The organism is Sphingobium sp. L-44 (assembly GCF_056859495.1).
Map to the genome: position 1 here is coordinate 142,023 of NZ_JBSXOQ010000089.1, position 23,629 is coordinate 165,651.

The window sequence follows — 23,629 nt, forward strand, 5'->3', positions numbered from 1 at the left end:
GCAGTTCCCCATGTCCAATCCGTCCACGCCGTTGCTCGACACCGTCAATATCCCCGCCGACCTGCGCAAGCTGCAGCCCGACCAGCTCCGCCAGCTGGCCGATGAACTGCGCGCCGAAACCATCGCCGCCGTCGGCGTGACCGGCGGCCATCTGGGGTCGGGCCTGGGTGTCGTGGAACTGACCACCGCCATCCATTATGTGTTCGACACGCCCAACGACAAGCTGGTCTGGGACGTGGGCCATCAATGCTATCCGCACAAGATATTGACCGGCCGGCGCGATCGCATTCGCACGCTGCGCCAGGGCGGCGGCCTCAGTGGCTTCACCAAGCGCGCCGAATCCGAATATGACCCGTTCGGCGCGGCGCACAGCTCGACCTCGATCAGCGCGGCGCTGGGCTTTGCCGTCGCCAACAAGATGCAGGACAAGCCCGGCAAGGGCATCGCCGTGATCGGCGACGGCGCCATGTCGGCCGGCATGGCCTATGAGGCGATGAACAATGCGCGCGAGGCCGGCAACCGTCTGGTCGTCATCCTCAACGACAATGACATGTCGATCGCGCCCCCGGTCGGTGGCCTGTCCGCCTATCTCGCCCGGCTGGTGTCGAGCCGCGAGTTTCTGGGCCTGCGCGACATGGCCAAGAAGCTGGCGCGCAAGCTGCCCCGCCCGCTGCACAAGGCGGCCAAGAAGACCGACGAGTTTGCCCGCGGCATGGCGACCGGCGGCACTCTGTTCGAGGAACTGGGCTTCTATTATGTCGGCCCGATCGACGGCCATAATCTCGAACATCTGATCCCGGTGCTGGAAAATGTCCGCGATGCGGCCGAAGGGCCGTGCCTGATCCATGTCGTGACCCAGAAGGGCAAGGGCTATGGCCCGGCAGAGGCGGCCGCCGACAAATATCATGGCGTGCAGAAGTTCGACGTCATCACCGGCACCCAGGCCAAGGCACCTCCGGGTCCGCCCAGCTATACCAATGTCTTCGCCCAGGCGCTGATAGCCGAGGCCGAGCGCGACCCGCGCGTGTGCGCGATCACCGCCGCCATGCCGTCGGGCACGGGGCTCGACAAGTTCGAACTGGCCTTCCCCGACCGGACCTTCGACGTCGGGATCGCCGAACAGCATGCCGTCACCTTCGCCGCCGGCCTCGCGGCGCAGGGGATGCGGCCTTTCTGCGCCATCTATTCGACCTTCCTGCAGCGCGCCTATGACCAGGTGGTGCATGATGTCGCGATCCAGAACCTGCCCGTGCGCTTCGCCATCGACCGCGCCGGTCTGGTCGGCGCCGACGGCTCCACCCATGCCGGCAGCTTCGACGTCACCTATCTCGCCAGCCTGCCCAATTTCGTCGTGATGGCCGCCGCCGACGAGGCGGAGCTGACGCACATGGTCCACACCTGCGCCATGCATGACAGCGGGCCGATCGCGGTGCGCTATCCGCGCGGCAACGGCACCGGCGTCGCCATGCCCGAGGTTCCTGAAGCGCTGGAGATCGGCAAGGGCCGCGTCGTGCGCGAAGGACGCCAGGTCGCGATCCTGTCGCTCGGCACCCGGCTGGAAGAAGCGATGAAGGCCGCCGACACGCTGGAGGCCAAGGGCCTGTCGGCCTCTGTCGTTGACCTGCGCTTCGCCAAGCCGCTGGACGAGGCGCTGATCCGCCGGATGCTGACCACCCATGAGGTGGCGGTGACGATCGAGGAAGGGTCGATCGGCGGCCTTGGCGCCCATGTCCTGACGCTGGCGAGCGATCTTGGCCTGACTGACAATGGCCTCAAGATCCGCACCATGCGCCTGCCCGACATCTTCCAGGATCAGGACAAGCCCGAACAGCAATATGCCGACGCGCGGCTGGATGCCGATGCGATCGTCGACACGGTGCTGACGGCGCTGCGCCACAACAGCGCCGGCGTGGAGGAAGCGCGAGCCTGAAGGTCCGCGCTGGACCTCCTCAACCAACTGCCCTAGCCTGCCTTTCGCTGGACCATGTCCGGGAGAAGGCGGTTGGGCAGAGCATTGCCGGGTCGACATCATCGCTGGCTGCTGCTCCTGCCGCTGCTCGCCGCCTGTTCACAGAAACAGGCGGTGGAGCCGCCGCCGCGCGCCAATGATCCCGTGCCGGCGACCAGCGCATCTTCGATCATCAGTGTCCCGGTGGAAATCGACCGGGCCCGGATTGCCCAGGCGATCGACCGGGCCATGCCGCGCCAGCTCTGGCGCATCGACCGGCCAGGCACGCGCTGCGTCCAGCCCAAGCGGGTCAAATTGCTAGGCAAGCAGATCAGGGTGACACCGCCGATCGACTGCCACATTATCGGCGCGGTCACGCGCGGGCCGATCCACCTGCGCGGCAATGGGCGCGACCTGATCGCCGACATCCCGATCCATGCGCAGGTCAGCGCGCGCGACATTGCCGGATTGCTGAAGGGCGAGACGGCCACCGGCGACGCCATGGCCCATGCCCGGATTCAGCTCGGCATCGATGACCAGTGGCGCCCTCACGGCACGCTGAAGCTCAGCTATGACTGGACCCAGACGCCCGGCATCGATTTCCTCGGCCAGCGCATCACCTTCGCCGACAAGGTCGACCGCAAGATCGCGCCGGTTCTGCGCGACCTCGAACGACAATTGCCGCACGAACTGGCCAAGCTCGACCTGCGCAGCAAGATCGAACGGCTGTGGCGCGCGGCCTTTACCAGCCTTTCGCTCAACGACCATGATCCGCCGGTATGGATGCGCATCACGCCGCAACGCTTCCTGTTCGACGGCTATGGCAACAGCGGCGCCCAACTGCGCTTCCGGCTGGGGATCGAGGCGCTGACCGAAACCGTGGTCGGCGACCGGCCGGTCGATCCGCAACCGACCGGACTGCCACCGCCAGCGCGTGCGCCGATCAATGACGCGCTGCATTTCTTCCTGCCGGTGCGGGCCGATTATGCGCAGCTGGAGCCGGTCATCCTGCGCGCCCTGCACAAGCGCGCCGCGCGCCCGTTCGATTTGCCAAAGCTAGGCCCTATCATCGCGCGCTTCGACAAGCTGACGGCCTATGGCACGACGGGCAACCGCATTGCGGTGGGCGTCACGCTCGCAGCGCGTCCGGCAAGCGGCAAGGTAGGAGACACCCATGGCACCGTCTGGCTAACCGCCCGCCCCGTCAACCAGCCCAATTCTGCGCTGGTCCATTTCGAGGATTTGCAGGTGACCGGCAACAGCGACGGCATTGGCGGCGACATCCTGATCGCGCTGGCGGGAAGCCCCGCCTTTTCCAACGTCATCGCCGGCGCGCTCAGCCAGAATTTCACCCATGATCTGGAGGAGTTGAAGGGCAAGATCCGGCGCGCCATCGGCGAACGCAAAACCCCGCATTTCCGTATCAGTGCGCGTTTGGACGATGCCGAAATCGGCGAGATCAGTGCCTATGGCCAGGGCCTGTATCTACCCGTGCGGGCAACCGGACGAGCCTCGATCCGCTACGCCGGCGGGCCGCTATAGCGCAACCATATAGTTGCATATTCCTGCCATGAGGCGCATATAGCCAATCAGGAGGTTGCCTATCATGACCGACAGCATCATCAAGACGATCGACATCGCCGCGCCGGTAGAACGGGTATGGGACGCCCTGACCGACCATGCGCAATTCGGCACCTGGTTCCGCGTCGCGCTGGACCAGCCCTTTGCCATCGGCCAGCCCTCGACCGGGCATATGACCTATCCGGGCTATGAGGATTATCGCTGGGAAGCGCGGGTCGTGGCGATCGAGCCGATGACCCGTTTTGCCTATGAATGGCCTGCGACCGGCGGCGACAAGGCGCTGATGGAGAGCGGCGTGCCGGTGCCCGAATGGACGCTGGTGGAGTTCGTGCTGGAGCCGATCAACGGCGGCACCCGCCTGACCGTCACCGAAAGCGGGTTCGATGCGGTGCCCGAACCGCGCCGGACCAATGTCATGCGCGACAATGACGGCGGCTGGGCGGAACAGGTGAAGAATATCCGCGACCATGTCACCGGCTGAGATTTTCGCCGCACTGGGCGATCCCACGCGCCTGGGGCTCATCGCGCGGTTGGGCGACGGCAATGGGCGCTCGATTGTGCAACTGGGCGAAGGCCTGCCAATCAGCCGTCAGGCGGTGGCCAAGCATCTGGATGTGCTGCACGGCGCCGGGCTGGTGCGCAGGCGCAAGCAGGGGCGGGAAGTGCATTTCGCGCTGCGCCGGGAGGCGGTTGCGGCGGCGCAGGACTGGCTCGGCCGGGTCGGCGCGCAATGGGATGGCACGCTCGCCCTGCTCAAGGCTTTTGCGGAAAGGGACGATCCGCCCCCTTCCCCATAGATTATTGCTGCGGCGGGGTCGTCTGCGTGCCGGTGGCGGCACGGGCGTCCTGGCCGTCGCCTTCCGGCGCAGCGATGATGTCGCGGGTGGTGGCGCCCTTGTCGACCACTTCGGTATCCGGATCACCCGCCTGCGAGCGGATGCCGGCGGCGGCGGTGCCACGGCCAGCCGAATTCAGCGCCGCGCTTTCCGATGCGCTGCGCGGGGCCGGACCGCCGAACAGCGCTTCCTGTGCGGCGCGGCTCGAATCGACCGTGGCAGCAGCCGGGGTGCCCGGCGCGGGCGGGACCAGCGCGAAATCGGGCGGCACGACCAGCGGCGCCTGGCGCGTCACAGCGAACTCGTCGGGACGGCCACGATTGAGCAGGCCGTTACCACCGCCGCCGCACGCCGACAGGGTTGCAACAAGGCCGGCGGCGAGGATCAGTTTACGCATTACTTCAGGGTCTCCGTCTTTGCGCCCTTCTCGCGCAGCAGCAGCGCCCGCGCAAGCAGGATCAGCACGCCGAACGTGATGGCCGCGTCGGCCAGGTTGAAAATCAGGAAGGGGCGCCATTCGCCGAAATGCAGGTCGGCATAGTCGACGACATAGCCCAGCCGCATCCGGTCGACGATATTGCCGATCGCGCCGCCCAGCACCAGGCCGAGCGCCGCGACGTCCGACCGCGCCTTTTCGCGCCACATCCACACGCCCACGAAGCCGGCGATCAACATGGTCATGCCGACCAGCATCCAGCGCATCGTGTCGTTGTCGGCATGGAAGAAGCCCATCGACACGCCGCGATTTTCCAGCCAGCGCAGGCGGAAGAAGGGCAATATCTCGATCCCCGCATCCGCCCGGCTCTGCAGCGCGAGGGGATAGGTGACGGTATATTTGACCAGTTGGTCGAGCGCGAGGGTGACGATCGCGACCGTCAGCCCCAGCGGGCGATGGTTGATGGCACTCATGCCTTCAACACCTCGTCACAGCGGTTGCACAGCGTGCCATCTTCCTCGACCTCGGGCAGCAGGCGCCAGCAGCGGCCGCACTTGTGCCACTCGGTGGGCTTGACGATGATGCCGTCGCCCACGCCCATCTCGATCCGGGCGACGATGGCGATTTCGGCGAAGTTCACACCGTCGCTGGGCAGCATTTCGCCCATGGTGACGTCGGCCTCCAGGCTGGAGCGGATCACCTTCTCGCGACGGAAGGGCTCGATCGCCTCGTTGACCTGCTCGCGCTGGTCGCGCAGCTCCGCCCACTTGTCGTTCAGATGATTGTCGATCCAGCGATGGTCGACCTCCGGCCATTCCAGGAAATGAACGCTATCCTCGTCACTTGGGAAGCGGCTCTGCCATACTTCCTCAGCGGTGAAGGGGATGATCGGCGCGACATAGCGGACCAGCGCGTGGAACAAAGTATCGAGCAAGGTGCGATAGGCGCGACGCTTGGGGTCCGACTTCGCATCGCAATAGAGGCAGTCCTTGCGGATGTCGAAGAAGAAGGCCGACAGGTCGCTGTTCGCGAAGTCGAAGATCGCGCGGGTGTAGCGGCTGAATTCCAGCCAGTTCTCGCTCTTCGCCGCCTTGTCGACCACCGCGCGCAGTTCCGCGTCGAGCTGGGCCAGACGGTGGAGCATATAGCGCTCCAGCTCCGGCATCTCGGCATAGGACACCGCCTCGCTCTCATCATAGTCGGACAGGGCGCCGAGCATGTAGCGGAAGGTGTTGCGCAGCTTGCGATAGGCATCGGACGAACCGGCCAGCACTTCCTTGCCGATGCGGACGTCATCGAAATAGTCGGTGCTGGCGACCCAGACGCGCAGGATATCGGCACCGCTTTCGGCCATGATCTTGAGCGGATCGACGACATTGCCAAGGCTCTTGGACATCTTCTTGCCCGAACCGTCGAGCGCGAAGCCATGGGTCAGCACCGCCTTGTAGGGGGCCTGGCCACGGGTGCCGCAGCTTTCCAGCAGCGAGGACTGGAACCAGCCGCGATGCTGGTCCGACCCTTCGATATAGAGATCGGCGCGGGTGCCCTCGCCATAGCGGCCCTCGACCACGAAACTGTGGGTCGAGCCGCTGTCGAACCAGACGTCGAGAATGTCGTTCACGACCTCATAGTCGGCGAGGTCGTAATCGGGACCGAGCAGCGCCTGATGATCCGCGCCGAACCAAGCGTCCGCGCCGGCGCCCTTGAACGCTTCGATGATGCGGCCATTGACCGCCTTATCAACTAGATAGTTGCCGGTCTTGCGATGGACATAGAGGGCGATCGGCACGCCCCAGGCGCGCTGGCGGCTGATGACCCAGTCGGGACGGCCTTCGACCATGGAGCGGATACGGTTGGTCGAACGCTCCGGCACCCAGCGCGTATGCTCGATCGCGTCGAGCGCGATTTCGCGCAGGGTCGGGCCGTTGCCGGTGACGATCGGGGTCGGCATCACGCCGCCATCGACATCGGCCACCACGCCTTCCTGCGGCTTGTCCATCGGGATGAACCATTGCGGGGTGCAGCGGAAGATGATCTTCGCCTTGGAGCGCCAGCTGTGCGGATAGCTGTGCTTGAAATCGTCCGACGCGGCGAGCAGCGCGCCCGCTTCGCGCAGGTCCGAACAGATCGGCCCATCCTTGCCGACGAATTTGGGGTTGATGACCGACCCCTGCCCGCCCAGCCACAGCCAGTCGGCGCGATATTTGCCGTCGCCCTCGACCGCGAAGACGGGGTTCAGGCCGTTCGCCTTGCACAGTGCGAAATCGTCCTCGCCATGGTCGGGCGCCATATGGACGAGGCCGGTACCCGCGTCGGTCGTGACGAAATCACCCGCGAGAAACGGACGCGGCTTGGCGAAGAAGCCGCCAAGCGCGTGCATCGGGTGACGCGCGACGGCTCCGGCGAGGTCGGAGCCTTTGAATGCCGGAGTATTTTCAAACTGAACTTCAGGAATTTCCTCTTCCGGGAAGTCAGCAGCAAATTGCGCCTTGATGGTCCGATCGAGGCGACTAACGAAGGAACCAAGCAGTTCCTTGGCCACGACGAATTTACGACCTGCCCAAAGACCGCGTTCAAAACGCGAGCAAACCGTCACATACTCGACCTCCAGCCCATAAGCCAAAGCCTGGTTGACCGGGATCGTCCAGGGCGTCGTGGTCCAGATCACCGCATGGGCGCCGAGCAGTTCGGGCGCGTTCGGCGCTTCGACAATCTCGAACGCCACGTCGATCTGGGTCGAGGTGATGTCCTCATATTCCACTTCCGCTTCGGCCAGCGCGGTCTTTTCGACCGGGGACCACATGACGGGCTTGGCGCCGCGATAGAGCTGGCCGCTTTCCGCGAACTTCAGAAGCTCGCCCACGATGGTGGCTTCAGCATCGAACTTCATGGTCAGATAGGGATCGGCCCAGTCGCCCATCACGCCCAGACGCTTGAACTGCTCCTTCTGCACGTCCACCCATTTGTCGGCATAGGCGCGGCACTGGGCGCGGAATTCGGCGGCGGGCACCTCATCCTTGTTCAGCTTCTTCTTGCGATATTCCTCCTCGATCTTCCATTCGATCGGCAGGCCGTGGCAATCCCAGCCGGGCACGTAGGGCGCATCCTTGCCGAGCAGCGACTGGCTGCGAACGATGATGTCCTTCAAGACCTTGTTCATCGCATGGCCCATATGGATGTCGCCATTGGCGTAGGGCGGGCCATCATGCAGGATGAAGCGTTCGCGGCCGGCGCGCTTCTCGCGCAGCTTGCCATAAAGATCCATCGCCGCCCAGCGCGCGGCAATCGCCGGTTCCTTCTGCGCGAGGCCGGCCTTCATCGGGAAGTCGGTGACGGGAAGGAAGACGGTGCTTTTGTAATCGGGCTGGTCGGTCATCGAATGTCCGTGCAAGTTTATGAATCCGTTCGCCCTGAGCGAAGTCGAAGGGCCGGCCCGAGGGAAGCGAGGGCTCTAACCGGGCCTCGGCTCCGCTCGGCCGCGTGTCTCGACTTCGCTCGACACGAACGGGAAAAGTGGAAGCGTCGCCCTACGCGAGGTAAGGCGTTCCCGCAAGGATTTGCCGCGCGTCGTCGCAGTCGCGTGCGATCTGCGCGATCAGCGGGTCGAGGCCGTCATATTTCGCTTCCGGGCGGAGATAGTGGATCAACTGCACCTCAATGCTCTGATCGTAGAGGCTTTCGGCGAAATCGAAGAAATGCGGTTCCAGCAGCAGCTTGGGCGGATCGAAGGTCGGGCGGATGCCGAGATTGGCGGCGCCGTCCAGCACCCGGCCATCGGCCAGCAGCCCGCGCACGGCATAGATGCCGAACGCCGGGCGCAGATAGGGGCCAAGATCGATATTGGCGGTCGGGAAGCCGATGGTGCGGCCAAGCTTGTCGCCATGCTGGACCATGCCCTGGATCGTGAAGGGGCGCGTCAGCAGGCGGGTGGCAGTGGCGCAATCGCCGGCCTGCAATGCGGCGCGGATGCGGCTGGAGCTGATCACTCCCTCCGCGTCCATGACCGGTGCGACCGCTTCGGCCGGCAGGCCCAGTTCGCCGAAGCTGGCGATCGTGCCGCTGCGGCCCTTGCCGAAAGTAAAATCCTCGCCCGTGACGACGGCGGCGACGCCCAGTTGCTCCACCAGCAGGCGGACATAGCCGGCCGGGTCGAGCGCGGCGAGTTCGCGGGTGAAGTCGAACACCAGCATCGCGTCGGCCCCGGCGGCCGCGAACAGCGCCTGGCGCTGGTCCAGCGTGGTCAGGCGAAAGGGCGGCGTATCGGGCTGGAACAGGCGCATGGGATGCGGATCGAAGGTGGCGACGATCGCCGGCCGCCCCTCCGCCCGCGCACGCGCGATCGCGCGGCCGACCACCGCCTGATGGCCGGCATGAAAGCCGTCGAAATTGCCAAGCGCCATGACGCCGCCGCGCAGATGCGCAGGGATCGGGGCATTGCTGGTAAGCCGCTCCATGGCCGGGGCTATAGGGTGACACACAGGGCGTGGCAATTGGCGATCACGTCCACACATCCCTGTCGTCATTGCGAGCGTAGCGAAGCAATCCATGTGCGTCGGTGGATTGCTTCGCTACGCTCGCAATGACGGAAGATTTACGGGCGACGGCCGAACGTCACGAAGCTGTAGGCCGGGCGCCCGTCCTGCGCGGGATGATCCGCGCGCGCTGTCTCGCGCCAGTCCGCCGGATCGGGATAGGCGATATGGGTGTCACCTTCGGCGTCAACATGCACCTCGGTCAGTTCGATCCGGTCGGCCCGATCGAGGAACAGGCGATAGATTTCCGCGCCGCCGATCACCATCAGCACCGGCGCGTTGGCCAGCGCGATCGCCGCGTCGACATCATGGGCGACCTCCGCCCCCTCACCCGTCCATTCCAGATCGCGGGTCAGCACGATATGGCGACGGCCAGGCAGCAGGCCGGGCAGGCTGTCGAATGTCTTGCGTCCCATCAGCATCGGATGGCCGGCGGTCAGCACCTTGAAATGCTTGAGGTCGGCCGGCAGTCGCCAGGGCAGATCGCCATCCCGGCCGATCACGCCATTGTCGGCGCGGGCCAGGATCAGGACGATGTCCGGCTGCTCGCTCATGATCGCGCTTCCTCCGCCAAAAAATCTCGTCATTCCCGCGCAGGCGGGAATCCATCACCGAACCAAGCCAATGGGGCGAACGCGTGAGATGGATCCCCGCCTTCGCGGGGATGACGACGTGAATAGATTAAAGCGACAACCGCGTCACATGCCCCATCTTGCGGCCCGGACGCGCCTCATGCTTGCCATAGAAGTGGAGATGATTTTCCGGGTCGGACAGGATCGCCAGCCATTCCGCAGCATCGTCGCCGATCAGGTTGCGCATCTCGACCTGCCGGGCGGCCAGGCCCGTATCGCCGAGCGGCAGGCCACAGATCGCGCGGACATGGTTCTCGAACTGGCTGGTGAGCGCCCCCTCGGTGGTCCAGTGACCGCTATTATGGACGCGGGGCGCCATTTCGTTGAACACAGGGCCGTCGGCGCTGGCGAAGAATTCCAGCGTCAGCACGCCGACATAGTCGAGCGCATCGGCAACCTGCTTGGCGAGCGCGCGGGCGGCGGGCAACTGCCCCTCGATCAGCGAGCCGGCCGGCACGGTCGAAGTGGCGAGGATGCCGTCGACATGGACGTTGGCGGCCGAATCCCAGAAGCGCACCGCGCCGTCGGCGCCACGCACCAGGATCACCGAATATTCCTGATCGAAGGTCACGAAGCCTTCGAGGATCGCGGGCTGGCGGCCAATCGCGTTCCAGGCGCCGACCGCATCGCCCGGCTCGTTGATCCGGGCTTGGCCCTTGCCGTCATAGCCCATGCGGTTGGTCTTGAGGATCGCGCGGCTGCCGATCGTCTCGATCGCGGTTTCCAGATCGTCCAGGCTGTCGACCGGCGCGAAGGGCGCGGTCAGGCCGCCCAGATCGGCGACGAAGCGCTTTTCGGCCAGACGATCCTGCGCGACGCGCAGCGCACCGGCGCCGGGACGGACCAGCCCATGGCTCGCCAGCACCTCGACCGCCGACGGATCGATATTCTCGAACTCATAGGTGACGACATCCACGCCCTCGGCAAAGGCGGCGAGCGCGGCGGCATCCTCATAGGCGCCCTGGGTCCAGCTCGGCGAGACATCGGCGGCGGGGCCGCTTTCCTCGGGCGCGTAGATGTGGGTGCGATAGCCAAGCTGGGCCGCGGCCATGGCGATCATCCGGCCAAGCTGGCCGCCGCCAAGGATGCCAATGGTGGCGCCGGGGGCAATGGTCGTCATGATCGGGATCAGTCCTCGACGGTTTCGGCGACGGCGTCGGTCTGGCGCGCGCGCCAGGCGTCCAGCCGCTCAGCCAGAGCATCGTCATGCGTCGCCAGGATCGACGCGGCGAGCAGGCCGGCATTGATCGCGCCGGGCTTGCCGATCGCCAGCGTGCCGACCGGGATGCCGCCGGGCATCTGAACAATGGACAGCAGCGAATCCATGCCTTTCAGCGCCTTGGATTCCACCGGCACGCCCAGCACCGGCAGGCGGGTCATCGACGCGGCCATGCCCGGCAGATGGGCGGCCCCGCCAGCACCGGCGATGATGACCTTGAGGCCGCGGCCGGCGGCACTGGTGGCATAATCATAGAGGCGCTGCGGGGTGCGATGGGCGGACACGACCTTGCACTCATGGGCGACGCCCAGCGCTTCCAGCGTCTCGGCGGCATGACGCATCGTCTCCCAGTCGGAGCGCGAGCCCATGATGATGCCGACTTCCACTGCCCCGCTCATAATTTGCTTCCCCTGATGGGGCGGCCCACCGGCCTGCCCGGAAAGCAAAGCCCCTTAGCGGCCGGGCCGCCAAGGGGCAATTGTTATGGACATTAAAATTCCGTTCGGGCTGAGTCCTTCGACTGCCTGCTTGCAGCAGGCGCTCAGGATAAACTTCACCAAAGGTGAAGTCGAAGCCCGGCACTGAACGAAGTGAAGTGGCTTCGCCAAGCTCAGCCAGTCCTTCGACTTCGCTCAGGACGAACGGCGCTCTTACCGTTCCGACAGATAATAGCGATCGGTCGCGGTCAGATCGTCGGCCAGTTCATAGACGATCGGCTGGCCGGTCGGGATTTCCAGTTCGGTGATCTCGTCATCGGGGATGTTCGACAGATGCTTAACCAGCGCGCGCAGCGAATTGCCATGGGCGGAGATGACGACGCGCTTGCCAGCCTTCAGGTCGGGCGCGATGACCGATTCCCAATAGGGCAGCACGCGGGCGATCGTGTCCTTCAGGCTTTCGGTCGACGGGATGGCGATGCCGTCATAGCGGCGGTCCTTCGACAGGTCGAACTCGCTGCCCGCTTCCAGCACCGGCGGCGGAACGTCGAAGCTGCGGCGCCAGATCTTCACCTGCGCATCGCCATGCTTGGCCGCGGTCTCGGCCTTGTTGAGGCCGGTCAGGCCGCCATAATGGCGTTCATTCAGGTGCCAGTCCTTCTCGACCGGCAGCCACAGCCGCCCCATTTCCTCCAGCACCAGGTTCAACGTCTTGATCGCGCGGCTCTGGACCGAGGTATAGCATTGATCGAAATCCAGCCCCTTTTCCTTGAGCAGGCGACCGGCGGCGCGTGCCTCTTCCACGCCCTTTTCCGTCACGTCGACATCCCACCAGCCGGTGAAGCGGTTTTCCAGGTTCCAGGTCGACTGACCATGGCGGATGAGGACGAGCGTGGGCATCGGGCGTGTCTCCTGCACGATAGGGGCGAAAGATGCGCCTGCCATAGCGGGCAAAATTATGGGCGCAAGCTTGTCGCGGGTCAGGACAAGCCCACATTGCAGTCAAACCGGCGATGCGATAGCTCGGGACGACCAACGGAAAAGGAATGGCGATTTGGCATTTGTGAAGGGCGCGTGGCGCATCCTGGTCGCGATCAAGGACGGACTGGTGCTCCTGTTCCTCCTGCTCTTCTTCGGGCTGCTCTATGCCGCTCTCTCCTTCTCGCCCAAGCCGGCCAAGCCGATCGGCAGCGGCGCGCTGCTGCTCGACCTTGACGGCAGCATCGTCGAACAACCGGCCGAGGTTAGCGCCACCGCCATCCTGTCGGGCTCGGGCGACCAGGCGAAGGAATATCGCCTGTCCGACATATTGACCGCGCTCGACGCCGCCCGCACCGACGACAAGGTGAAGGCGGTCGTGCTCGACCTCGACGATTTCACCGGCGGCGGTCAGGTCGCGATCGCCCGAGTCGGCAAGGCGCTGGACGCGGTGCGCGCCGCCAAGAAGCCGGTCTTCGCCTTTGCCACCCTCTATAGCGACGACAGTTACCAGCTCGCGGCCCATGCCAGCGAAGCCTGGGTCGACCCGATGGGCGGCGTCGCCATCGCCGGACGCGGCGGCTCCGGCCTCTATTATAAGGGGCTGATCGACAAGCTGGGCGTCAACACCCATGTCTATCGCGTCGGCACCTACAAGAGCTTCGTCGAACCCTATATCCGCGCCGACCAGTCGCCCGCCGCCAAGCAGGCCAATCAGGAACTGGCCGGCGCGCTGTGGCAGAACTGGCAGGACGACGTGACCAGGGCGCGGCCCAAGGCGAAGGTCGCGACCTATGCCGCCGATCCCGCCGCCGCCGCCAGCGCTGCCGGCGGTGACATGGCCAAGGCTGCGCTGGCCGCCGGGCTGGTCGACCAGCTGGGCGATCAGGACGCCTTTGAAGAGCGCGTGGCCAAGGTTGCGGGCGACCCGTCCGACAAGGACGACACTGATTATGCCGCGATCGACTATGCCGCCTATGTGAAGGCCAGGAAGCCCGCCAATGACGGGCAGATCGGCGTGCTGACCGTGGCCGGCGACATTGTAGATGGCGAGGCCGGCCCCGGCACCGCGGCGGGCGACACGATTTCCGACCTGTTGCTCAAGGCGCTGGACGAGAAGGACTTGAAGGCCCTGGTCGTGCGCGTTGATTCGCCGGGCGGATCGGTGCAGGCGTCGGAGAAGATCCGCCGCGCCATCATGGAGGCCAAGTCCGGCGGCCTGCCGATCGTCGTGTCGATGGGCAATGTCGCGGCCAGCGGCGGCTATTGGGTCTCGACCCCGGCCGACATCGTCTTTGCCGAACCCGATACCATCACCGGGTCGATCGGCGTGTTCGGCATCATCCCGAGCTTCGAGGGCACGCTGGCCAAGATGGGCATCACCACCGACGGCGTGCGCACCACGCCCTTGTCGGGCCAGCCCGACATTGCCGGCGGCACCACCCCGCAATTCGACCAGATCATGCAGATGGGGGTCGAGGATATTTATCGCCGGTTTGTTGGCCTGGTCGCGCAGGCGCGGCACAAGACGCCTGCGCAGATCGACACCATCGCCCAGGGCCGCGTCTGGGACGGTGGCACCGCCCGCCAGATCGGCCTCATTGACCGGTTCGGCGACCTCAACGACGCGATTGCCGAAGCGGCGCGCCGCGCCAAGATCGATCCGGCCAAGGCCAAGCCCTACTGGATAGAGAAGCAGCCGGACAAGTTCGCCGAGTTCATCCAGTCGATCGCCGACCGCGAGAAGGATGATGCCGGCGCGCCGCGCGACCTGATCGGCCGCGAGGCGAAGCTGCAGCAGCGCTGGGCGCTGCAGGCCGTCGCCGATGTGCGCGGACTGGTGAGCGGCGCGGGCGTGCGCGCCGACTGCCTGGAATGCCGCGGCTATGGCGCCCCCAGGCCTGCAAACCAGGCGGATGCGCGCGGGTGGCTGGCGTTGCTGGGGGCAGCCTGGCACTGACGCCAGGCCGTCACTTTCGCCCGAACAGTTTCTCAATATCGCCATGGCCGAGCTTCACCCAGGTGGGCCGGCCATGGTTGCATTGGCCCGATCGCGGGGTCACTTCCATTTCGCGCAGCAGGGCGTTCATTTCCGCGACGCTCAGGATACGGCCGGCACGGACCGAGCCGTGGCAAGCCATGGTTGCGGCGACCAGATCGAGCCGCTCCTTGAGCGACAAGGCGCTGTCATAGGCGGCAAGATCGTCGGCCAGGTCGGAGACCAGCCCCTGCACATCGCCCTGCCCCAGCATCGCCGGGGTGGCGCGCACCAGCATGGCGGAGGGGCCGAAGCGCTCCAGTTCCAGGCCGAACTCCTTGAGTTCGGCGACCCGCGCCTCCAGCCGGTCGCAAGCCGGCTCGTCCAGTTCGACCACCTCGGGCAGCAGCAGCGCCTGCGACGCAACGCCCTGCCCCTCCATCGCGCGGCGCATCCGTTCCAGCGTCAGCCGCTCGTGCGCGGCATGCTGGTCGACGATGACCAGACCATCCTCGGCCTCGGCGACGATATAGGTGCGGGCGACCTGACCGCGCGCGACGCCCAGCGGGAAACTGTGCCCTTCGGGTGCCGGCGCGGCGGCGGGTTCGGCCCGCGCCTGGGGCGGCGGGGTCAGGAAATTCGGCCGCCGATCGCCGACGCCCTGATAGCCGGCGGGCGAGGATGGTGCGAACTGGCTGTAGCTGGGCGGCGCATAGGGCGTGGCCGCCGCCTCGAAGATCGGCATGGCGCCGATCGGCGTGGGCGACAGCGGCTCGGGCCGCCAGGCGTTGAGTGCGGCGGGATCGGCATGCTGCACGGCGCGAAAACCCTCCGCGTCGAGCGCGCGGCGCAGGCCCGAGACGATCATGCCGCGAATCAGCGCCGGATCGCGGAAACGCACCTCGGTCTTGGCGGGGTGGACATTGACGTCCACCTCCAGCGGCGGGACGTCGAGGAACAGGGCAACCACCGGATGGCGGTCCCGCGCCAGCATGTCGGCATAGGCACCGCGCAGCGCGCCGATCAGCAGCCGATCACGGACCGGGCGGCCGTTGACGAACAGATATTGATGATCGCCCACGCCGCGATTGTAGGTCGGCAGCGAGGCGACGCCGGAAAGTTGCACCCCGTCCCGCTCCAGGCTGACGATCACATGATTGTCAGCCAGCTGCCGGTCGGTGAGCGCGGCGACCCGCTCTTCCCGTGCCTCGCCCGCCTGCACGCCCAGCACGCGGCGGCCATCATGCTCGACCGAGAAGGCGACCGACGGATGGGCCATGGCCAGGCGACGCATGACGTCGAGGCAGGCAGCATATTCCGACTTGGCCGAGCGCAGGAATTTGCGCCGCGCGGGCACCCTGGCGAAGAGCTGGTCGACGGTGACGCGGGTGCCGGGCGGCAGTGCGGCCGGCCCTTCGGCCACCAGCACGCCATTGTCGACGGTGCGGTTCCAGCCATCGGCGCCACGCGGCCGGCTGTCGATCGAGAGGCGCGCGACTGACGCGATCGAGGGCAGCGCCTCGCCCCGGAAACCGAGCGTCGCGACATTCTCGATCGCGTCGTCAGGCATCTTGGATGTGGCATGGCGCTCCAGCGCCAGGGCCATGTCCTGCGAATCCATGCCGCAGCCGTCATCGCTGACCTCGATCCGGTCGAGCCCGCCGCTCGACAGGCGCACGGCGATGCGCGTCGCGCCGGCATCCAGCGCGTTTTCGACGATTTCCTTGAGCGCGCTGGCGGGTCTTTCGACCACTTCGCCTGCGGCAATGCGATTGACCAGATGTTCGGGCAGACGGCGTATTGACATTGATTAGTGACTAGCCCAAGCGAGCGCTTTCCGCGAGCCGCGACCCCAAAAATATTCCAGCATAGATTTGGGCGGGACGGAGCGCGGACACGAACACTGCCGTCCCGGCGCAACCGGGCGAAACAGGATGAAGCATGTCGATCTTCTCGCGCCTCTTCAAATTTTCCTCCCAGGACATGGCCATCGACCTGGGCACCGCCAACACCGTGGTCTATGTCCGTGGCCGCGGCATCGTCCTCAATGAACCTTCCGTGGTCGCGGTCGAGACGCTGAACGGCGTCAAGCGCGTCAAGGCGGTCGGCGACGATGCCAAGCTGATGATGGGCAAGACCCCGGATTCGATCGAGGCGATCCGCCCGCTGCGCGACGGCGTCATCGCCGACATCGACGTGGCCGAGCAGATGATCAAGCATTTCATCAACAAGGTGCATGGCGGCAAGCACAGCCCCTGGCGCGCGCCCGAGATCGTGATCTGCGTGCCGTCAGGTTCGACCAGCGTCGAACGCCGCGCCATCCGTGACGCCGCCAGCAATGCCGGCGCCAGCCAGGTCTTCCTGATCGAGGAACCGATGGCCGCCGCGATCGGCGCCGACATGCCGGTGACCGAACCGATCGGCTCGATGGTCGTCGACATTGGCGGTGGCACCACCGAAGTCGCCGTGCTGTCGCTGCGCGGCCTCGCCTACACCACCTCGGTCCGCGTCGGCGGCGACAAGATGGACGAGGCGATCGTCAGCTTCGTGCGTCGCCACCATAATCTGCTGATCGGCGAAGCCACGGCCGAGCGCATCAAGAAGCAGTTCGGCGTTGCCCAGCCGCCCGAAGACGGCGTCGGCGAGACGATCCACATCAAGGGTCGCGATCTCGTCAACGGTGTGCCCAAGGAAATCAGCATCAACCAGGGCCAGATCGCCGACGCACTGGCCGAGCCGATCAGCACGATCGTCGAAGGCGTGCGCATCGCCCTGGAAAACACCGCGCCCGAACTGGCGGCCGACATTGTCGATCAGGGCATCGTCCTGACCGGCGGCGGCGCGCTGCTCAAGGGGCTGGACGATGAACTGCGCGACGAGACCGGCCTGCCGGTCACCATCGCGGAAGATCCGCTGACCTGCGTCGCGATCGGCACCGGCCGCGCGATGGAGGATCCGATCTTCCGGGGCGTGTTGCAGACTGCCTGATCCGGGGGACATAGACGATGGCGCGGCCACCCAGCCGACGCCCCGGTCATAACCGGAAGGCGCAATATAGCCTCTTCGCCAGCTATGTGGTGGCAATGGCCGGGGCAGCGATCGCGCTGCTGCTGATCGTTGTCGCCATCTTCGATCCGACCGGCTTTGCCGCGATCCGGACAGGGACGGCGGAAATCACCCGCCCCCTGTCCACCGGCATGAAGCGGACGGTGAGCGGCGTCAGCTCGATCGACGAGGTTCTGGCCGCCTATTGGCGCGCCGGCTCCCAGAATGTCGGCCTGCGCCGTCAGGTCGAGGCCGATCGCAACCGGATCATCGAGGCGAAGGGCATCGCGCAGGAAAATGCGCGGCTCAAGAAGCTGTTGAAGCTGGTCGATGTCGACAGCAGCGCCCTGCTGTCGGCGCGCCTGATCAGTTCGTCCGCCAGCAGCGCGCGTCGCTTCGCCCGGCTCAATGCCGGCAGCTGGCAGGGCGTGCGTCCGGGCATGCCGGTCCGCGCGGCCGAGGGGCTGATCGGCCGCGTCCATACCACCACGCCCAACACCGCCGAAGTGCTGCTGCTGACCGACACGAGCAATATCGTGCCGGTGCGCCGCGCCAACGACAATGTCCCCGCCATCTCCACCGGCGGCGGCGACGGATCGCTGGAGATCCGTGCGCTGGCGGCCGGTCGCAACCCGTTCAAGCCGGGCGATCTGCTGGTGACGTCGGGCATTGGCGGCATCTTCCAGCCCAATATCCCGGTCGCCGTGGTCGTCCGCGTCCAGGGCGAGATCGCCTATGGCGTGCCGCTTGCCAACCCGACCAAGGTCGATGCCGTGGTCGTGGAGCGCGCCTTCGAGCAGATCGTGACCCGCCCCGATCCGGGCGTGGCCGCGACCAGCGACCCCAATGGCCTGGCCGCCGGGAACGCCGCGACGCCATGATCGATCGCAATCTGCCGCCGGTTCCCCGCCTGGGCCGCCATCCGTCGCGCTGGCGCCTGGCGGGAACGCCGGTGGTGACCGTGATGCTGGGGTCGATGCTGACGATCCTGCCGGTCATCGCCCAATCGCCGGCGATGCCGCCCTTCGGCCTGCTGGTTCTGCTGGCCTGGCGGCTGCTGCGCCCGGAATTGTGGCGCGCCTGGGTCGGCCTGCCGCTTGGCCTGTTCGACGACATGATGAGCGGCCAGCCGATCGGCTCCGCCATGTTCCTGTGGACCGTGATGCTGATCGGGATCGACGCGATCGAGCATCGGCTCGTCTGGCGCAGCTATCGTCAGGACTGGTTAATCGCGACCATGGCGATTATCTTCTGCCTGGCCGGCGGCGTCTTCTTCGCGCGGATTACCGGCGGAGGTCCTGTGAAACTGTTGCTGGTCGCGCCCCAAATGCTCTGGACGATATTGCTCTTTCCCTTCGTCGTCCGGCAATGCGCCCGGATCGACCGCTGGCGCGTGATGGCATGAAATTCCCGACGCCCAAGCGCAAGATCGTCACCGAAGCCACCCAGAGTTTCACCTTCAGCCGCCGGGCCATGGTGGTCGGCGGGCTCCAAGGCGCGATCGGCGCATTGCTGGTTGGCCGCATGGGCTGGATCAGCATTGCCGAGAATGAGAAATATCAGCTCCTGTCGGAAAGCAATCGCGTCAACCTGACGCTGATCCCGCCCCGGCGCGGCTGGATTGTCGATCGCAACGGCCGGCCGCTGGCCAATAACCGCACCGATTTCCGCGTCGACCTGATCCCGCAGCGGATCGTCGATGCCGAGGCGACGGTGGGCCATCTGGCGCAACTCCTCTCGCTCCAGCCCGACGATGTCGATCGGATCAAGGAGGAACTGGACAAGTCGGCCGGCTTCCGTCCGGTCCAGGTCGCCGACAAGCTGACCTATGACCAGTTCGCCGCCGTTTCCGTCCGCCTGACCGACCTGCCCGGCGTCGCGCCGAGCCAGGGCTTTTCGCGCCATTATCCCGCCGGTGCCACGGTCGGCCATCTGCTCGGCTATGTCGGCGCGGCGACCGCGGAAGACTATAAGAAGCGCAAGGATCCGCTGCTCATCACGCCGGGCTTCAAGGTCGGCAAGGACGGGCTGGAGCGCGCCTATGACGAGCATCTGACCGGCAAGCCCGGCGCCAAGCGGGTGGAAGTCACCGCACGCGGCAAGATCGTGCGCGAATTGACGACGCGGCCCGACACACCCGGCAATCCGATCAAGCTGACGATCGACGCCGGCCTGCAGGAATATGCCGGCCGGCGCCTCGCCACCCAGAGCGGCGCGGTGGTGGTGATCGACTGCCATAATGGCGATGTGCTCGCCTGCGCATCGATGCCCAGCTTCGACCCCAACAGCTTTTCCGACGGCATCAGCCATCTGGAATGGGAAATGCTGTCGAAGGACGACCATGTCCCGCTGCGCAACAAGGTGCTGCAGGGCCTCTATCCACCCGGATCGACGGTCAAGCCGATGGTGGCACTGGCATTGCTGGAGGCGGGCGTATCGCCGGCCGAGACGGTGAGTTGCGGCGGCGCGATCCGCGTCGGCAACACATTGTTTCACTGCCACAAGAAGCGCGGCCACGGTCCGCTCAACATGCGCGGCGCGATCGCCCAGAGCTGCGACATCTATTTCTACCAGATGGCCCAGCGGATCGGCATGGAACGGATCGCCAGCATGGCCCGGCGCGTCGGCATGGGCCAGCGCTTCGACCTGCCCTTCCCCAGCCAAAGCTATGGCACGGTCCCGGACCCGGCGTGGAAGCTCAAGAAGTATAACCAGAAATGGCAGGTGTACGACACCGTCAACGCGACCATTGGCCAGGGCTATATGCTGATCAATCCGCTACAGATGGCGGTGATGGCAGCGCGGCTGGCGACCGGACGACAATTGATGCCCAATTTCCTGCATGGTGCGGCCCGGCCCGAGCCGGCACTGGTCGGCGTGCCCGAGGAGCATCTGGTGACGATCCGCGACGCGATGAGCGCGGTGGTCAATGGCGGCGGCACCGGCGGCGCGGCACGGATGAGCATTCCCAATGTGCTGATCGCCGGCAAGACCGGCACCGCGCAGGTGCGTCGCATCACCATGGCGGAGCGCGCCGGCGGCGTGCGCGGCAATGCCGGCCTGCCCTTCAAGCTGCGCGACCACGCCCTATTCCAGGGCTTCGCGCCGTTCGACAATCCCCGTTATGCCATCGCCTGCATCATCGAACATGGCGGCCACACCATCCGCAATGAGGATGCGCCGATGATCGCCAGCGATACCATGTCCTATCTGTTCGATCCGCAGAAGGCGATGGAGAAGCTGGTGACGCTGGAAAAGGGCTGGGGCGGCACCCCGGCCGAACGCCAGGCCCGGCAGATGGCCGCCTTCCGCCTGGCCAAGGCGATCGAGAAGGGACAGGCGCCGCCACCGGCGGCGGCGGCCGCCAATGGTAGCGAGGCCGCCAATGCGACCGCGCCGACCGCCAGCACGCCCGCCGCCAGCACGCCCGCCGCCAGCCCGCCACCACCAGCAACGCCCCCGGCGGACGCCGATGATGGCGACGACCTGCCCGCGCCCCCCGGTCCTGGAAACCCGTAATGAGCATCATACCCCAGTCCGTCACCGAATTTCCCTGGCGCGTGCTGGGCCTGCTTGCCGCCATTGCCCTGTTCGGGACGCTGGTGCTCTACAGCGCCGCGGGCGGCAGCATCACCCCCTGGGCAATCAACCAGGGGGTGCGCTTCGTCATCTTCGCCGTCATGGCGCTGGTGCTGAGCCGCATCCCGCTGGAGCTGTTCGCCCGCTTTGCCTTCCCCGCCTATGGCGCGGTGCTGGTGTCGCTGGTGCTGGTGGAACTGATCGGTGGCGTTGCCGGTGGCAGCCAGCGCTGGATCAACCTGGGCTTCATGCAGTTGCAGCCGTCGGAATTCATGAAGCCGATCATCGTGCTGGCGGTCGCCCGCTTCTATGCGATGCTGCCAGTGGGGGAAATCCGCCGCTGGAACGCCATCTGGCCCGCGTTGGTGCTGATCGGCGTTCCCTGGGCGCTGGTGCTGGTACAGCCGGATCTGGGCACTGCGACGATGATCCTGGCGGGCGGCATCACCGTCATGTTCCTGGCCGGCCTGCCGCTGCGCCTGTTCATCGGCTCCGGCCTCACCGTCGCCGCGATCATCCCGATCGCCTTCAGCTTCCTGCATGACTATCAGAAGAAGCGCGTCCTGATATTCATGGACCCGGAAAGCGATCCGCTGGGCGCGGGCTATCATATCAGCCAGTCGAAGATCGCGATCGGCTCCGGCGGCATTTGGGGCAAGGGCTTTCTCCAGGGCACGCAGAGCCATCTCCAATATCTGCCCGAAGGCCATACCGACTTCGTCTTCGCCACCATGGCGGAGGAATGGGGCATGGCCGGCGGCGTGTTCCTGATCGGCGCCTTCATGCTGCTGTTCCGCTGGGGCATCCGCGTGTCGCTGCGCACGCCCGACAAGTTCGCGCGTCTGGTCGCAGCGGGCCTTACCACCACCATCTTCTTCTACATGGCGATCAACCTGATGATGGTGATGGGCCTTGCCCCCGTGGTCGGCATCCCCCTGCCCTTCATGTCCTATGGCGGTTCGTCGATGCTGACCGTCATGCTGTGCGTAGGCATCATCATGTCGATCGACCGCTCGACCAGGCGCACCACGCGCATCGGCAACTGGGCCTGAGCGGTCGATCGAGAAAAAATTGTGCGATAACGCAATTTACTGTTTGCAGAATCAAATGTGCCTGCTAACAGCCCGCCCACACCGAAGCGATCAGTCACCAAGACTGACCGGCAACGGAATGGACGCATAGCTCAGTTGGTAGAGCAGCTGACTCTTAATCAGCGGGTCCTTGGTTCGAGCCCAAGTGCGTCCACCAAATCCTGCATCGGCCTGATGCAGGTTCGATCCTCCAGCGGATCGCTTATAGGCCAGTGTGGACGCATAGCTCAGTTGGTAGAGCAGCTGACTCTTAATCAGCGGGTCCTTGGTTCGAGCCCAAGTGCGTCCACCAAACTTTCCTAGAAAATACAGCAACTTACCCCACATGGGGCCAGCTTCCGAACGCTGCTAGCATTTCCATGCTAGCACTATGCTAGCCGCGCAGCAGGCTCCGCTAGCAGCCCAAACGCCCATCATAGCAGCGCCCCACACCAGATAGGTGCAGGGCGCTGACGCGTCGGTTTTCTCGGATCAGAGCGTTTTAAGATGCTCTTTGAGATGGTAGCTCAACTCAAGCATAGCGACCGGTAGCTTTGCACGCACATCGCCCAATGCCATTTCCTCGATCGCATATTCGACATACTTCGGTCGGTCTGGGATAGGATGCCGAGGAACGTGAATGCGATAAACATTCCGCCAAGGGATAGACCTCCACGCCGCTTCATATCCGGTATCGTCAGGGTCGAACGGTCGCCAAACCGCCACAGTGCCATAGTCGACTTGGACTGTGCCAAATTGCAGCTTTTGCTCGGGCACCCGCCGTAGCGAGTATATTACGCGGGCCTTGGCTGACGATGCACCATCAAGACAGACCGGCTGAGTATTATCGATGTCCCCGCGCACTGATTCTCTTTCCTATCGTTGCTCTTGAGCACGGTAAGGGAGTGCAGTCACCTGTCTAGCGCACCGTTGCTCGCGCTCCATGTCCCGTCATGCTCCCAGCGACGGAGGGCAGCGACGACCGCCACCATATCGCGCCGGTCCAGCGCCCCGCTCTCAATGCCAGGCAGCACCTCCTGCTCAACCCAAGCGTCAAACGACCCGAAAAGGACAGTGAACGGGGACGACCGCAAATCCGCCATTAGGCGCTTTTGCGGCTGTTTGGCGCCGGCATCTCCAAGTCGTCTGGGCCACCCCATCGGCACGAAAAAAGCCGCTGAAAACCGGATGATCCGGCCTCCAGCGGCTTGCCCCGAATGGTCACGTCCGTCAATGTGGTGTAATTTCGGTGCTGGCCATCGGGCTGCATTTTCAGGCGGCCTTGGGTGTAATCTGTAGCGGCTGAACCTCCTCGGTTATGGGTGTGGCAAGGGCGGCCATGCCCTCGATCTGCATGT

19 protein-coding genes and 2 tRNA genes are annotated in these 23,629 nt (G+C 65.5%); 12 read left to right on the forward strand and 9 right to left on the reverse strand.

Annotation, left to right across the window (positions count from 1 at the left end):
- Positions 1-10 precede the first annotated feature (10 nt).
- The 4 genes from dxs (at position 11) to AC13EK_RS12560 (ending at position 4,326) form a co-directional block, all read left to right on the forward strand.
- Entirely contained in the window at positions 11-1,930 is a 1,920-nt protein-coding gene (gene dxs / locus AC13EK_RS12545) for a 1-deoxy-D-xylulose-5-phosphate synthase (protein ID WP_069338186.1), read from the forward strand.
- 84 nt (positions 1,931-2,014) lie between these two features.
- Positions 2,015-3,490, forward strand: a complete 1,476-nt coding sequence (locus AC13EK_RS12550; protein WP_139150075.1) for a DUF4403 family protein — start codon at positions 2,015-2,017, stop codon at positions 3,488-3,490.
- A gap of 64 nt (positions 3,491-3,554) precedes the next feature.
- The gene (locus AC13EK_RS12555; protein WP_069338188.1) at positions 3,555-4,010 is read left to right on the forward strand and encodes an SRPBCC family protein; all 456 of its coding nucleotides are present in this window, start codon (positions 3,555-3,557) and stop codon (positions 4,008-4,010) included.
- Positions 3,997-4,326: an ArsR/SmtB family transcription factor gene (locus AC13EK_RS12560; RefSeq protein WP_069338189.1), complete on the forward strand. Its 330-nt coding sequence runs from the start codon at positions 3,997-3,999 to the stop codon at positions 4,324-4,326. Before AC13EK_RS12555 ends, AC13EK_RS12560 begins: the two co-directional genes overlap by 14 nt.
- Before the next feature lies 1 nt (position 4,327).
- On the opposite strand, the gene AC13EK_RS12565 is transcribed toward AC13EK_RS12560, so the two are convergent.
- From AC13EK_RS12565 to gpmA, 8 genes are all read right to left on the reverse strand, one after another.
- Positions 4,328-4,762, reverse strand: a complete 435-nt coding sequence (locus AC13EK_RS12565; protein ID WP_069338190.1) for a DUF3035 domain-containing protein — start codon at positions 4,760-4,762, stop codon at positions 4,328-4,330.
- Complete coding sequence (gene lspA / locus AC13EK_RS12570) at positions 4,762-5,274, reverse strand: signal peptidase II (protein ID WP_004212370.1); 513 nt, start codon at positions 5,272-5,274, stop codon at positions 4,762-4,764. Before lspA ends, AC13EK_RS12565 begins: the two co-directional genes overlap by 1 nt.
- Positions 5,271-8,177 (reverse strand): isoleucine--tRNA ligase, encoded by a 2,907-nt coding sequence (gene ileS / locus AC13EK_RS12575; protein ID WP_069338191.1) that lies wholly within the window; start codon positions 8,175-8,177, stop codon positions 5,271-5,273. Before ileS ends, lspA begins: the two co-directional genes overlap by 4 nt.
- A 151-nt stretch (positions 8,178-8,328) precedes the next feature.
- Positions 8,329-9,255 (reverse strand): bifunctional riboflavin kinase/FAD synthetase, encoded by a 927-nt coding sequence (locus tag AC13EK_RS12580; RefSeq protein ID WP_069338192.1) that lies wholly within the window; start codon positions 9,253-9,255, stop codon positions 8,329-8,331.
- Positions 9,256-9,392: 137 nt separating this feature from the next.
- Positions 9,393-9,887: a dihydrofolate reductase gene (locus tag AC13EK_RS12585; protein ID WP_069338193.1), complete on the reverse strand. Its 495-nt coding sequence runs from the start codon at positions 9,885-9,887 to the stop codon at positions 9,393-9,395.
- A 127-nt stretch (positions 9,888-10,014) separates the two neighbouring features.
- Positions 10,015-11,085: a 5-(carboxyamino)imidazole ribonucleotide synthase gene (locus AC13EK_RS12590; RefSeq protein WP_069338194.1), complete on the reverse strand. Its 1,071-nt coding sequence runs from the start codon at positions 11,083-11,085 to the stop codon at positions 10,015-10,017.
- 8 nt (positions 11,086-11,093) lie between these two features.
- The gene (purE, locus tag AC13EK_RS12595; protein WP_026108770.1) at positions 11,094-11,582 is read right to left on the reverse strand and encodes a 5-(carboxyamino)imidazole ribonucleotide mutase; all 489 of its coding nucleotides are present in this window, start codon (positions 11,580-11,582) and stop codon (positions 11,094-11,096) included.
- Positions 11,583-11,834: 252 nt separating this feature from the next.
- Complete coding sequence (gene gpmA / locus AC13EK_RS12600; protein WP_069338195.1) at positions 11,835-12,521, reverse strand: 2,3-diphosphoglycerate-dependent phosphoglycerate mutase; 687 nt, start codon at positions 12,519-12,521, stop codon at positions 11,835-11,837.
- A 154-nt stretch (positions 12,522-12,675) separates the two neighbouring features.
- Here gpmA and sppA point away from each other — a divergent pair, with 154 nt between their 5' ends.
- Positions 12,676-14,559, forward strand: a complete 1,884-nt coding sequence (gene sppA / locus AC13EK_RS12605) for a signal peptide peptidase SppA (RefSeq protein WP_069338196.1) — start codon at positions 12,676-12,678, stop codon at positions 14,557-14,559.
- A 10-nt stretch (positions 14,560-14,569) separates the two neighbouring features.
- Here sppA and mutL read toward each other — a convergent pair whose 3' ends face one another.
- Positions 14,570-16,384, reverse strand: coding sequence for a DNA mismatch repair endonuclease MutL (mutL, locus tag AC13EK_RS12610; protein ID WP_004212360.1), 1,815 nt, complete (start codon positions 16,382-16,384; stop codon positions 14,570-14,572).
- A gap of 134 nt (positions 16,385-16,518) precedes the next feature.
- Here mutL and AC13EK_RS12615 point away from each other — a divergent pair, with 134 nt between their 5' ends.
- The 7 genes from AC13EK_RS12615 (at position 16,519) to AC13EK_RS12645 (ending at position 22,584) form a co-directional block, all read left to right on the forward strand.
- A complete protein-coding gene (locus AC13EK_RS12615; RefSeq protein WP_004212359.1) occupies positions 16,519-17,565 on the forward strand; it encodes a rod shape-determining protein in 1,047 nt (348 codons plus the stop codon).
- Between the two features lie 17 nt (positions 17,566-17,582).
- Positions 17,583-18,503, forward strand: coding sequence for a rod shape-determining protein MreC (mreC, locus tag AC13EK_RS12620; RefSeq protein WP_004212358.1), 921 nt, complete (start codon positions 17,583-17,585; stop codon positions 18,501-18,503).
- Positions 18,500-19,027 (forward strand): rod shape-determining protein MreD, encoded by a 528-nt coding sequence (gene mreD, locus AC13EK_RS12625; protein WP_017499256.1) that lies wholly within the window; start codon positions 18,500-18,502, stop codon positions 19,025-19,027. The genes mreC and mreD overlap by 4 nt, the downstream gene beginning before the upstream one ends.
- Positions 19,024-21,141 carry a penicillin-binding protein 2 gene (gene mrdA / locus AC13EK_RS12630; protein WP_277788321.1) on the forward strand — a complete coding sequence of 706 codons (2,118 nt, stop codon included), beginning with the start codon at positions 19,024-19,026 and terminating at the stop codon, positions 21,139-21,141. The genes mreD and mrdA overlap by 4 nt, the downstream gene beginning before the upstream one ends.
- The gene (rodA, locus tag AC13EK_RS12635; protein ID WP_004212355.1) at positions 21,141-22,253 is read left to right on the forward strand and encodes a rod shape-determining protein RodA; all 1,113 of its coding nucleotides are present in this window, start codon (positions 21,141-21,143) and stop codon (positions 22,251-22,253) included. The genes mrdA and rodA overlap by 1 nt, the downstream gene beginning before the upstream one ends.
- Before the next feature lie 120 nt (positions 22,254-22,373).
- Positions 22,374-22,449: transfer RNA gene (locus tag AC13EK_RS12640), tRNA-Lys, on the forward strand.
- Positions 22,450-22,508: 59 nt separating this feature from the next.
- Positions 22,509-22,584, forward strand: a tRNA-Lys gene (locus AC13EK_RS12645).
- The last annotated feature ends 1,045 nt before the right edge of the window (positions 22,585-23,629 follow it).